This is a genomic window from Pseudorhodoplanes sp. (assembly GCF_059499825.1).
Genome location: NZ_JCABZI010000011.1, coordinates 331,978 through 345,046, shown reverse-complemented (window position 1 = coordinate 345,046; position 13,069 = coordinate 331,978). Strand labels below are relative to the sequence as shown.

The 13,069-nt window shown below is 65.1% G+C and carries 8 protein-coding genes; 4 read left to right on the top strand and 4 right to left on the bottom strand.

All coding sequences use genetic code 11. The features are described 5' to 3' along the window. Positions 1-82: 82 nt before the first annotated feature. Entirely contained in the window at positions 83-286 is a 204-nt protein-coding gene (locus AC5I5I_RS17710; RefSeq protein WP_495975238.1) for a hypothetical protein, read from the top strand. A gap of 66 nt (positions 287-352) precedes the next feature. Here the strand turns inward: AC5I5I_RS17710 and AC5I5I_RS17705 are convergent, their stop codons facing one another. Beyond that, complete coding sequence (locus AC5I5I_RS17705; RefSeq protein ID WP_495975237.1) at positions 353-577, bottom strand: PilZ domain-containing protein; 225 nt, start codon at positions 575-577, stop codon at positions 353-355. A gap of 295 nt (positions 578-872) precedes the next feature. Here AC5I5I_RS17705 and AC5I5I_RS17700 point away from each other — a divergent pair, with 295 nt between their 5' ends. After that, on the top strand, positions 873-2,126 hold the full coding sequence (locus AC5I5I_RS17700) for an N-acetylmuramoyl-L-alanine amidase (RefSeq protein WP_495975236.1): 1,254 nt from the start codon (positions 873-875) through the stop codon (positions 2,124-2,126). A 96-nt stretch (positions 2,127-2,222) separates the two neighbouring features. Here AC5I5I_RS17700 and AC5I5I_RS17695 read toward each other — a convergent pair whose 3' ends face one another. Next, complete coding sequence (locus AC5I5I_RS17695) at positions 2,223-6,467, bottom strand: autotransporter domain-containing protein (protein WP_495975235.1); 4,245 nt, start codon at positions 6,465-6,467, stop codon at positions 2,223-2,225. Between the two features lie 392 nt (positions 6,468-6,859). Between AC5I5I_RS17695 and AC5I5I_RS17690 the strand changes: the two genes are divergently transcribed. Both AC5I5I_RS17690 and prfB read left to right on the top strand, forming a co-directional pair. Beyond that, positions 6,860-9,379: a penicillin-binding protein 1A gene (locus tag AC5I5I_RS17690; RefSeq protein ID WP_495975234.1), complete on the top strand. Its 2,520-nt coding sequence runs from the start codon at positions 6,860-6,862 to the stop codon at positions 9,377-9,379. 99 nt (positions 9,380-9,478) lie between these two features. Beyond that, positions 9,479-10,610, top strand: a protein-coding gene (gene prfB / locus AC5I5I_RS17685) for a peptide chain release factor 2 (protein WP_495975233.1) whose coding sequence is annotated in 2 segments (ribosomal slippage) — positions 9,479-9,547 and positions 9,549-10,610 — 1,131 coding nt in all. Because the reading frame shifts where the segments join, the coding sequence is not laid out codon by codon here. A 444-nt stretch (positions 10,611-11,054) separates the two neighbouring features. Here the strand turns inward: prfB and AC5I5I_RS17680 are convergent. Together AC5I5I_RS17680 and bcp are read right to left on the bottom strand one after the other, a co-directional pair. After that, on the bottom strand, positions 11,055-12,467 hold the full coding sequence (locus AC5I5I_RS17680; protein WP_495975232.1) for a M23 family metallopeptidase: 1,413 nt from the start codon (positions 12,465-12,467) through the stop codon (positions 11,055-11,057). Positions 12,468-12,567: 100 nt separating this feature from the next. Further along, entirely contained in the window at positions 12,568-13,038 is a 471-nt protein-coding gene (gene bcp, locus AC5I5I_RS17675; protein WP_495975231.1) for a thioredoxin-dependent thiol peroxidase, read from the bottom strand. Between the last annotated feature and the right edge of the window lie 31 nt (positions 13,039-13,069).

The window sequence follows — 13,069 nt, the reverse complement described above, 5'->3', positions numbered from 1 at the left end:
AACCTTGGCCGTAGTTCAGAGTTCCTTGCCGCGCAGCGGCTCCCGATCGCGGCGCTGCCGGCGAACAGGATAAGGAGACATCATGGCCAAGCAATCGAGCAACGCATTGTCACGACTTGCCTCGCAGATCATGGCGGGTGCCGAGGCGACGCGGCAGGATATCATGAAGCTTGCGGCCTCCGTGCTCAGCCAGGATGAGACCAAGGGCACGCGCCAAGCGAAGACGCGCACGACAAAGACCGTCAAGAAAGCCGCGAAGAAGCGCAAGGCGACGAAACGCAAATAGCGTTGCCCGACTCAATGGGGCTTGCAGCGAATCCATTTGGCTCAAGCCGTCCCTGGCGGGCGCAGATCACCTGCCAGCGGACAATCCGGATTTGGCCGCTATAAATTTCACGCCCGCCGAGCGGCCGCGCCGCCAGCGCAACTCGCAACGCGGCCCGGTCCGCGAGGAGCGTGAGAAGATCAGCCGGAACGATTTCGGCAGCCGCTCCGCTTCGTCCAACTCAAGGCGCGCACCTTCGTCGGAGAGGTCGATCACCTTGCACGGGCGCAACGCGAAGCTGTCGTCGGCCATCAGCCAGGCCTCCTGACTGCGCCTGGTCCGCGGTGCGCGCGATTTTCGTCCGATCAATGCCATGACGTGATGCCCCCCGCGCACCTAATCCACAGTGCGGGATAGTCCATAACCGATCGCTGCGAAACGGGCAGAGCGCGCCGGAATGGTTACCCGATCGCTAACGGGCGGCGGCATCTGGATGCCGCGCGTCGCCCGCGCGCCACACCGCCACGCGAACCGTCCGCGCGCGCTTAACAAGTCGTTAACTCGCCACTCCGTAAGGGGTATGGATCGGGCGGGGGAGGGCGACTGATTGGCCGGCCGCTTTGCGACAGCCATCTGCGCGGGGCTTGTGACGCTGGCGGCCATGTCCGCGGCGGCAGCCCAAAGCCGTGCGACTGCGCCTGCCGGATTCCCCGTCGCGACTGATATCCGTCTGGCCGGTGACGAGCGCGGCACCCGCCTGGTCATGGACGTGACCGCCACCATCGGAGTTCGCGCCTTCACGCTCGCCGATCCCTACCGGGTGGTGCTCGATCTGCCGCAGACAGTGTTCCAGTTGCCTGCGAAATCCGGTGAAAGTGGGCGCGGGCTGATCAAGGCCTATCGCTATGGCCTGGTGATGGCCGGCGGTTCGCGGATCGTCATCGATGTCGCCAAGCCGGTGCGGATCGAAAAGACGACGGTGCTGGAGGCGCGCGGCGGCGAGCCGGCGCGGCTGGTGCTCGACCTCACCGCCACCGATCGCGAGGCGTTCCTGCGGCAGCTGGCGCTGGACCGTCCGGCGCCACCGCAGGGGTCGACGACGTCGTCCCTGGCGCGGCCGCAGGACCAGCGCTCCGGCGATCCGCGGCCGCTGATCGTGATCGATCCAGGCCATGGCGGTCTCGATACCGGCACCAAGGCTGGCGGCGGCGAGATCCTGGAAAAGAATGTGGTGCTCGATTTCTCGATCGCCCTGCGCGACCAGCTCGAAAGGACCGGCCGCTACCGGGTGACGATGACCCGCACCGACGACACCTTCATTCCGCTGGCCGAGCGCGTGAAATTCGCCCGCCAGCGCCAGGCCGAGCTGTTCATCTCGGTGCATGCCGACGCGCTGCCCAAATCGGAAGGGGATGTGCAGGGGGCGACGATCTACACCCTGTCCGATACCGCCTCCGACGCCGAGGCCGCCAAGCTCGCCGAGGACGAAAACCGCTCCGACGTGATCGCGGGCATCGACCTGACCAACGAGCCCGACGATGTCGCCGACATCCTGCTCGATCTCGCGCATCGCGAAACCAAGACCTTCTCCCATGCCTTCGCGCGGCTGCTGGTCGGCGAGATGCGGAACACGGTGCGGCTGCACAAGAAGCCGCTGAAATCGGCCGGCTTCGTGGTGCTCAAGGCGCCGGACGTGCCATCGGTGCTGATCGAACTGGGCTACATGACCAACCGCTCCGACCTGAAGCTGCTGACCTCCGAGGCCTGGCGCGCCAAGACCGCGAAGACCATGGTCCAGGCCGTCGAGCAGTTTTTCCGCACCCGGATTGCGGGCGCCGAGGCCTCGGCCGGCCCGCGATAGAGCGTGTTCGAGCGAAGCGGATACCGCTTCGCGTGAAGGAAACGGGTCAATGAAAAGGCGTCGGATGTCACCGCGATCCGCAACCCGATCCGCCGCTCACCACCGATATCGGACGGCGCCCTTGCCGGCATAGCTTTCGGTGTTGCCGGAGAACTCGCCCTCGAACGAGCCGGCGATCGAGAAGCCGTTCAGGAAGGCGAATTCGGCGCCGGCCGCGAGCAGCAGCGAGTTGGCATCCGGCCGCGCGCCGTACACGGTGAAGGCGGTGCCGGGCAGCGCGAGGAAGCCGGCATTGGCGATGCGGTCGGTGTCGTAATCGTGCGCCCAGGCGGCGCGGCCGCGGAGCGTCATCAGCGCTGCCTGGATCGGCATCGCGTAATCGAAGCGTGCGCCGAACTCGCTCCGGGTCTGCGTATCGGTGCGGCCGGCATAGGACAGGACGAAGGCGTTGCCACCCGACGTCGCGCGCTCGGTGTAGCCGGGCAGATCGAGGCTCGTCACCTGCAAGGCCGCGTAAGGGGTGATGCCCGCCATCGGGCCGCCGAAGCGCCAGCCGCCTTCGGCCCGACCGGCGAGGGTGCTGGCGTTGAAGTCGGCTGTGAGCTTGTCGGTGCCGGCGATGCTGACCGTGCGGTTGAGCGTGAAGTCCTGCCAGCCGTAACCCAACGCGCCCATGAGGTAGGCCGCACCCCAGTTCTGCCGTGCATAGACCGAGGCCTGGAACATGTCGGACGTGCCGCCGCCCAGTCCCTGATCGAGACCGAACGATGTGCCGCCGCCGGCCAGCGCGAAGCCGATCAGCGTGTCGGGTGCAAGCCAGTGGTCCGCGCCGGCGGCGAACCCGTATGCCCGCGAGGTCGTGTCATGCGATCCGGTCTGCGCGTTGCCGTCGGTGGTGGCTGAGCCGCCATAGCCGCCGCCCCAGACGCGCCAGCGCGCGGCGAACGGATCGGCGAGGGCAGGGGCCTCAGGCGCTTTCGTGACAATGCCGCTCTTGAGATCGCCGCGTGGTGACACCCCGGCATAGGCGAGGCGGATCTCGTCGGACTGCGTATCGGCCGTTGATGCGAATGGCATCGCGTTTGCGCCGTCGCCGAAGCCGCCGCGGTTCTGCGCGAACGGATCGAAGATCATGTTGAAGAACGAATTCCACGCCATGAAGGTCGCGGTGGACACCGATGCGCTGGGCTCGCCCGAGACTTGGCCTAATCCATGGCGCAAGCTCTCGCCGGTCAGCCCGAACAGCGTCATGAATTGGGGCGGCAGTGCGCCGCCAGTGTTGAAATAGCTGTTGAGCGTCGTCGCGACATTCTGCTGGCTGGTGGCGAGAGAGCTCGCGCCGAAGCCGAGCTGCGCTGTCAGGATCAGCGACACGTCATTGCCTTCATAGTCGAGCACCGTTGCGAACCCAGCCGGGTTGCCCGTGACGCCAGCGAACTGCGTGCCGCCCAGTCCGCCGCTTGCGGTCAGGATGGTGTATTGCCGCGCGACATAACTGCCGGGAGCAAATTGGGCCTGCACCACCCCGTTCGACAGCGTGGCGGCGCCATTGACGATGGCGGACGACACGGTGGCGGGATCAAGACGCACGCGATAGATGCCGCCGCCGGAGAAGTCGAGATTGCCGTTCACTGTCATCTGCGAACCGGGCGTGGCGCTGCCCGGCGCGAATACGCCGCCATTGACGGTGACATTCTGTACGACACCGGTGCCGCCAAACGTGCCGCCGGCATTCACGAATGTGTTGGACTGCGTCAGCGTCGTGTTCACCAGCAGCGAGCCGCCATTCACATTGGTGTCGCCGCTATAGGTCTTGCCGGTGCCGTCGAAAGTCTGCGTGCCGGTGCCGGTCTTGGTAAAGCCGATGGTACCGGCGCCATCCTGCAGCGTGCCGCTGAAAGCGGTGCTGGTATTGTCCCCACCGGCCGTCAGCGTCACCGCGCCCGCGACGCTCGATGTGACCGTTCCTGTCCCGGCGAGCGAGCCGACGCTCTGGTTGAAACCGCCGAGATCCAGGGTCCCGCCCGTCGCGATGACATGCGCGCTGACGGCCGAGAAGGCGTTGGCCGCGCCGCCGAGCAGCGTGTTGCCGGCCCGGATATTGGTCGCACCGGTATAGGTGTTGAGCCCGGTCCCGCTGAGGGTGAGCGTGCCGTCAACGGCGGTCGCCACATCGGTGACATTGATCCCGCCCGCGCCGGTAATGCCGCCGGCGAACGTGCCGCTGCCGATATTCAGAACGCTGGCGGAGTTGGATCCGATATTCACTGTGCCGGCGCCAAGAAGATTTCGCACGCCTCCGGAGGACGCCGTCGTGGTGTCGTTGAAGTCGAGAACCGCCCCCGCATTTACGGTGGTGGATGCGGCGGTGAAGGTGAGGGAGGACAGCCGAGTCTCGCCGGTCGCTGCCTGCAATGTGCCACCGCCGACGGCGATGTCAGCCGTCGTTGAGATCGTGAACGAGCCCGGACCGACGACGACCGTTCCGGTATCGGTCGCGGTACCGAACTGGGCCGTATTGCCGTCCCCGAATTCGAGGCGGGATCCCAGCGTCAGCGTGGTACCCGCGGCCGCCGACAGCATCGACGTGCCTGCACCGGAAAAGTTGACTTGGTTGCCCAGATCTCCGGTCACTGTGCTGCGCAATGCGCCGCCGGCGTTGATGACCGCGGTGCCGGTCCCAAGCGCATCGATGTTGTCGATCTGCAGCACGCCGGAACTGATATTGGTCAGGCCGGTATAGGTGTTGGTCCCCGACATCACGAGCGTGCCGGCACCAACCTTGTTGATTCCGAACAGGCCGGTCGATGAGATGACGCCCGCATGCGTTCCGGTCGCGGCCGCATCGACATTGATGTCGAGATCGGCCTGCAGGCTGGTCGCGTTCGAAATCGTGACGCCATTCGCAATATCGAGCGCCGCGCCGAGGACGGTGAAGGTGCCGGTGCCGAGCGCGTTGTTATGGCCGGTTCTGATCGTGCCGCCATTGACGGTGACGCCGCCGGTAAAGCTGTTGTTGCCGTTGAGGACGAGCGTGCCGGTGCCGGTCTTGTTCAGCGCCCAGGAGCCGGCGCCGGAATAGCCCGCGCATCCGACTCCGATGGTGCAGGTCGGACCGCCGGCGGCGAAATTCGGTGCCCCCGGGATCGAGCCGTTTTGATCGGCGATGACGTTGCCAATGATCTGGGTCTGCAGCGCGCCCGGATCGAAGGTCAGGGTGCCGCTGCCCTGCATGAACAGGCCGGAGCCGAAGGCGGAGCCTGCGGTCCCGCTGGTGCCGCCCGTGCCGCCAGCGCCGGCTGCCACGGTGTTTCCGTTGATGCTGAGGTTGCCCTGCAGGTTCAGGGTGCCGCCCTCGACCACGAAGATCGCGCCGCCCATGCCGGCGCCGCCGCCGCCGCCATACGTAGCCGAAGCGAAGTTTCCGCCCGCGCCACCGCCGAAGCCGCCGGAGCCACCCGTCGCGCCGCCGCCGCCACCAAAGCCCCCGAGCGCGCCGTCACCGCCGCCGCCGCCGAACCCTCCTACGCCGCCAACGGCACCGCCGCCGCCGCCGAATCCGCCATTCCCTCCACCGCCCACGCCGCCGCCGCCGCCGGACGCGGCACCCTGGCCGCCGCCGCCGCCGTTAGCGCCTCCGGCGGTGGCGTTCAGCCCGGAACCCGGCCCGCCTCCCGGAGCACCGGTGACGATGCCCGCCGCTCCGGCTCCGCCGCCGCTGCCACCCGTGGCGCTGCGGCCGATGCCGCCGCCGCCACCCGAAGCCGGGGCGTTGCCGCCATCGCCGCCGAGGCCGCCGCCACCGCCGCCCTGGCCGCCGCTACCCCCATTCCCGCCAGTTCCGCCCGATGCGGCGTTGCCGGTCAGGCTCACATTCTCGACCGTGACCGTGGCGCCGGCGTTGACGAACAGCGCGCCACCCAGACCGGCGCCGCCGCCGCCGCCACCGGATTGACCGTTGCCGCCGTTGCCGCCTTTCGCAACGGCATTGGTGATGGTCAGATCCTGGACGGTCGCACTGCCAGAATAGACGAAAAGGCCGCGAAACTGGCCGGAGCCATTAATCGAGAAGGCGTTGCCGGTGGACGAGCGGAGCACAGTGGCGGTCCCCTGCAGTGCGGGGAGGTCCTGTGTCAGCGCGATATTGGCGGAGAGGACGATCTCGGTGTTCGGCGTGGTGCGGGCGGTCTCGATCGCCGCGCGCAACTCGGTCTCTGTCGCGACGTCGATCGCGAATGCCGACGGGGAAAACAGGACAATAGCGGCAGCGGTCGCTGCGAGATGCGTCTTGTGCCAACGCAGCACCGACGGCACCCCCGATCGGGCGTCCGGAACACTCACACGCTACTCCCAAACACAAAAGGGGGGGAGACGCACGTCCCCTCTGCTCGCCAGACCGAGAATCACCCGATGGAGTAACCATTGGACCCAGTTCCAATGCGTTTGAGTAAAATTTGAGGGGTTGTGGTAAATACTTCGAAACCATGCTGATCGGCGTGCCCAGGGCCGGCGGCGGTAACCCTGATCCGCGAAAAGCCTCAGTTTCGACATGAAAAACCGTCACCAGATTGGTGTCGGGCCCCTGTAAAATCAGCAGAAAATCCGACATATTGTGCCGATTAAGGTGTAGTCTGTGCGTATCGGCGCGCGACCGGTGGCCGGTTCGATTCGCGCCGATGTAATTGCGTTATGATCTGCCCTCCGATGTCACGTCGTGGAATGGTTGAACCGTCATGAGACTGATGCTGCGATTTTTCGGCTTCCTGTTCGCGGCGGGGACGATCCTGTTTCTGGTCGGGGTCGCCGGTGTCGCCGGCCTGATGTGGCATTACTCGAAGGACCTGCCGGATTATTCGCAGCTGCAGGATTACGAGCCGCCGGTGATGACGCGGGTACATGCCACCGACGGCTCGCTGGTCGCTGAATATGCGCGCGAGCGGCGCTTGTATCTGCCGATCCAGGCGGTGCCGAAGAGGGTGATCCACGCCTTCCTCTCGGCCGAGGACAAGAACTTCTACGAGCATGGCGGTCTCGATTTCACGGGCATGGCCCGCGCCGGCCTGCTGTACGCGCAGAATTACGGCACCGGCCGCCGTCCCCAGGGCGCCTCCACGATCACGCAGCAGGTGGCGAAGAACTTCCTGCTGACCAACGAGGTGTCGTTCACCCGCAAGATCACCGAAGCGCTACTGTCGATGAAGATCGAGCGCGCCTATACCAAGGACAAGATTCTCGAGCTGTATCTGAACGAGATCTATCTCGGCTTCTCCGCATACGGAATCGCGGCTGCCTCGCTTTTGTATTTCGACAAGTCCGTGCACGAGCTGACGATTGCAGAGGCGGCCTATCTCGCCGCGCTGCCGAAGGCGCCGTCGACCCTGCATCCGTTCCGCCAGCGTGAGCGCGCCACAGAACGCCGCAACTACGTCATCGATCGCATGGTCGAGAATGGCTACGTCAAGGCCGAGGACGGCGAAGCCGCGAAGAAGACGCCGCTTGCGGTGACGGCACGCACCACCGGCTCGCATATCTTTGCCGGCGAGTTTTTCGCCGAAGAGGTGCGCCGCGAAATCTACGACCGCTACGGAGAGAAGAAGCTCTACGAGGGCGGATTGTCGGTGCGCACCACGCTCGATCCGAAGCTGCAGCAGCTCGCCCGCAAGGCGCTGGTCGACGGCATGATCCGCTATGACGAGCGCGCCGGTTATCGCGGCGCGGTGCAGAAGCTCGACATTTCGGGCGACTGGGGCGTCAAGCTGTCCGACATCAAGGCGCTTTCCGACATCGGCTGGAAGCTCGCTGTCGTGCTGGAAACGTCCGACCAGTCCGCGCGCATCGGCTTCCAGCCACCACGGGAGCCGGGCGGGGCAGTTGTGCGTGAGCGCCGCGTCGGCATCGTGCCGCTGGAGGGCGTGAAGTGGGCGAAGGCCGCCGCCGGCCCGCAGCGCGGCAAGGTACCTGCCAAGGTCAACCAGGTGCTGGAAGCCGGCGACGTGATCTATGTCGAGCCGCTCGACGCCAAGAACGGTCAGGAAGCGCAATATCGCCTGCGCCAGATCCCGGAAATCTCCGGCGCCATCACCGTGATGGACCCGTGGACCGGCCGCGTGCTCGCGATGGTCGGTGGCTTCTCGTTCGACCAGAGCCAGTTCAACCGCGCGACGCAGGCGTTGCGCCAGCCGGGTTCGTCGTTCAAGCCGTTCGTCTACGCGGCGGCCCTCGACAACGGCTACACGCCGTCGACGGTGGTGATGGATTCGCCGATCTCGATCAATCAGGGCCCCGGCGCGGGTGTGTGGACGCCGCAGAACTATTCCGCCGGCAAGTTCTACGGTCCGCAAACCCTGCGTTTCGGGATCGAGCATTCGCGGAACGTGATGACGGTGCGCCTCGCGCAGGATGTCGGCATGCCGCTGATTGCCGAATATTCCAAGCGGTTCGGGGTCTATGACGATCTGCCGCCGTATCTGTCCTTCGCGCTCGGCGCGGGCGAGACCACGACCCTTCGCATGACCGCGGCCTATTCGATGTTTGCGAATGGCGGACGCCGCATCAAGCCGACCCTGATCGACCGCATTCAGGACCGTTACGGACATACGATCTACAAGCACGACCAGCGTGAATGCCGCGGTTGCGATGCCGACCGCTGGGCCAACCAGCCGGAGCCGACCCTGATCGACAAGCGCGAACAGGTCATCGATCCGATGACCGCCTACCAGATCACCTCGATGATGGAAGGCGTGGTCCAGCGCGGCACCGCCACGACGCTCCGCGAAGTCGGCAAGCCGATTGCAGGCAAGACCGGCACCACCAACGACGAGAAGGATGCCTGGTTCGTCGGCTTCTCACCGGATCTCGCGGTCGGCGTTTATCTCGGCTTCGACAAGCCCAGGCCGATGGGACGCGGCTCAACCGGCGGCCAGATGGCGGCGCCGGTCGTGCGCGACTTCATGAAGGCAGCTCTGGCCGACAAGCCCGCGGTTCCGTTCCGCGTGCCGGCCGGCATCAAGCTCATTCGTATCGACCCGAAGAGCGGCATGCGTGCTGGCCCGGGCTCAGAGCGCGTGATCCTTGAGGCGTTCAAGCCCGGCACTGCGCCGCCGGATTCGTATTCGGTCGTCGGCTATTCGGATTCGGGCGAGCGCTCGTTCGAGCCGTCGGGCGGACCGGCCCCGCAAGCGGCGCCGCCGCCACCGCAATCGATGAATCCGTTCGAGCGGCTGTTCCGGCCGGGGCTCGGCGGGCTGCACTGAGGCGGCACGCCCCCCGCATCGCCTTCGGCAATTGTCGGGGACCGGTTGCATGACGGCCGGTCACGGTCTAAATGCGCTGACACTTTCGTGGCAGAGAAAATGCGCGCAGAAATCGAAAATCTCGTCGAGGAAATCAAGCGGTCGGTCGGGCTGCTGAGGAGGCATCTTTGACTTCGATGCGTCCAATGCCCGCCTCGCCGAACTGAACCAGATCTCCGAAGATCCGACGCTTTGGGACGATCCGCAGCGCGCTTCCAAGGTCATGCAGGAGCGCAACGCGCTCGAGGACCAGCTCTCGGCGATCGGCCGGATCGAGCAGGAGGTGGAGGATCAGGTCGGCCTGATCGAACTCGGTGAAGCCGAGAAGGATCAATCCGTCATTGCCGACGCGGAAGCCGTGCTTCGGAATCTGAAAGCCGAGGTGGCCCGGCGCGAGCTGGAAGCGCTTCTGTCAGGCGAGGCCGACGCCAACGACGCGTTCGTCGAAGTGCATGCGGGTGCCGGCGGCACCGAGAGCCAGGACTGGGCGAACATGCTTCTGCGCATGTTCGTGCGCTGGGCCGAGCAGCACGACTACAAGGTCGAGTATCTCGAAGAATCGGAAGGCGAAGAGGCCGGCATCAAGTCCGCGACCGTCAAGGTCGTCGGCCACAATGCCTATGGCTGGCTGAAATCGGAAAACGGGGTGCATCGTCTGGTGCGCATCTCGCCGTTCGATTCCAATGCGCGCCGACACACCTCGTTCGCAAACGCGCGAATTTACCCGGTGGTCGACGACCGCATCGTCATCGACATCAAGGAATCCGATGTCCGCGTCGACACCATGCGCGCCCAAGGCGCCGGTGGACAGCACGTCAACAAGACCGACTCCGCGGTCCGGCTCACTCACATCCCGACCAACACCGTCGTCGCCTGTCAGGCCGATCGTTCGCAGCACAAGAATCGTGCGCAGGCGTGGAACATGTTGCGGGCGAAACTGTACGAGGCCGAATTGAAGCGGCGCGAAGAAAAGGCCGCCGCTGAAAACGCCCTGAAAACCGACATCGGTTGGGGCCATCAGATCCGCTCATATGTGTTGCAGCCGTATCAGATGGTGAAGGATCTTCGCACCGGTGTTGCGACGTCGGACACAGGCGGCGTGCTTAATGGCGACCTTGATCAGTTCATGGCCGCAGCGCTCGCGCAAAAGGCCTTTGGCGGCGGGCCGGAGCAGGTCGAAGACGTCGATTGAAGCCGTCAGTATTGACGCGGTCAGTATTGGAGCCGGCAGCAATATGCCGATCGCGGCGAGGTTCGCAGCTTCAGCCGACGTCGGATTCGTATGACGAGCGGTTTCGCCCCAGCACTGCCCAAACAGCGCGGAAAGCCGCGCATTCACTCGGTCGCCTGCGATACCGAACAAGAGAAGCATCACCGGGGCGGGCCAAGGCGGGGCATTGCCTGACTGATGCTGCCCCTGAGGCCCGCGCCGGCAACCCGTCCGTGTTTTGTTTCGCCGCTACGCTGCCGGCCGAACGATTCCGACGGCGATCATCGCGGCGTCCTGCATCGGTGGTTCCATTACGACCTCCGTGCTCGTTTCGTTACAGTCGCGAGCCTGAATTATCTGCGTCCGAAGTCAAGTCACGAAACGTCGCAATGTGGATGACTGATTGATTCGGATCCGACCAGGAGCTCAATGCAGGCCCAGCCGGATGCCGGCGCGCAAAAATTTCTGCGGGTCGACCGCGTCGCCATCGACACGTGTTTCGTAATGCAAATGCGGTCCGGTCGAGCGTCCGGTCGAGCCGAGTTTTCCGATGATCTGTCCGATCTTCACGGATTGGCCGACCTTTACATCGATGGCTGACAGATGCGCGTAGCGCGTCGACAACCCGTTCCTGTGTTCCAGCTCGACCATCTTGCCGTAGCCGCCATTGGTTCCCGCCATCGTTACGGTCCCATTCGCGGTCGCGCGCACCGGATCGCCGGTATCGCCGCGCATGTCGAGGCCGGTATGCATCGCAGGCGAGCGCAGAAACGGATCCATGCGCGTGCCAAAGCCCGAGGACATGTCGATCTCGCCGCTGACAGGTTTGCGCACGGGCACGTCGAGCAGCGTGCGAGTCAGCCGATCGACCTGCGTCCGCGACAGATGGATGCGATAAAGCTGGCGTTCAAAGGATTTTTCTTCGGTGCCCAGGTTCGCGGGAACGAAGGGGCCGCCGACGCCGGCGGGCGGAGGTGGCGCGGGCTGGGCCTTGCCGGGATTGATTCCAAGATCCGAGAGCACAGAGCGCATGCGTCTTGCGCGCGCCTCGAAGCTCTCTTCGAGAACTGCGAGCGACTGGGATTGCTTGGCTTCGATCCGTTCGAGCGATTCCTGCATGCGGGCGAGGGCGCCTTCGACGCCGCCGCGTGTCTTTGCAGCGTTGCGCAGGTTCAGCGCCGGCGCTGAGCGGGATTCGAGCCGTGCTTCGCGATCCGGCGGCGCCTGGAAAATCACGGTGTCGTTGATCGGTGAGGGCTTTGGCGTGCCGCGCCCGGTGTCGCTGCCCCGCGCGGGCTTCGGGATCGAGCCGGTCGTGGTGAGGTCGGGAAGCGAGTTGAGTGTGGCCGCGCGCTGCTCGAGCGTGGATTGCTTGCGCACCAGCGTTTCGAGCTTCTGTTCGAATTGCTCCTGGTCCAGCAACTGGCGGCTGGTGATGCGGTCGACCTGCGCGCGCAATTCCGCGATCCGGTCCTCGTAGGCGTATTGCATCTCCGCCTGACGGGCGATCAGGCGCTTCAGGACATCGTCGTGAAATGCGAAATAGGTGCCCGTCACCACCGACCAGCCGGCCATCACCACCAGGCTGCCGACCACGATCCAGAATGCGACCGGTCCGAGACGAACCTGACGGCCTGCATGCACCAGGGTGTAGTCGGTGGACCAGCCGCTGCGGCGCGCCTTTTGGGTCTGACCGGAAGGGTGCGCGGGCGCTTGCGGGCGCGGCTTGGCCGCATGCATCGGACGGCCATCGCCCTGATGGCCTGCCGGATATTCATAGGCCCAGCGATCCGCAGATTGGCTCGGATTGGGATGGTGTGAATGCGGCCTGTAGGACATGGACACTCCCCGCCAGACCCGCCGGGCGGGCCCACGCTGAACAGCGTCGATTTCAGTCCCGTATGGTTAATTTTCCGCAAATGATTGGCTGATAGAGCGATTATAATGCCTTCGCAGCTGCCAGGACCTCTTCCGCATGCCCGGGTACTTTGACGTTGTGCCACAGTTTGGCGATCCGGCCGTCCGGGCCGATGAGGACGGTGGTGCGCTTCACGCCCATGAAGGTCCGGCCGTACATGCTCTTCTCGCCCCAGACGCCATAGGCCTCCAGCATGGCGTGCCGTTCGTCGGACAGGAGCGGCACGCTGAGGTCATGTTTTTGCCGGAAGCGGACCAGCTTCCCGACCGGATCGGCGGATACACCGAGCACGGCGGTTCCGGCTTTGGCGAAGCTCTTTGCAAGCTTCGAAAAATCCATGGCCTCCTTCGTGCATCCCGGGGTATCCGCCTTCGGATAAAAATAGAGGACGAGCTTTTGTCCGGCGAAATCAGCCAGCGATACGTCGTCGCCATTTTGGTCGGGGAGCTTGAAGGCGGGGGCTTTCCCACCCTCGGCCAATCCGTTTGTCATATGCCTTCCTTTCGACGTTTTCGGCGGCTCA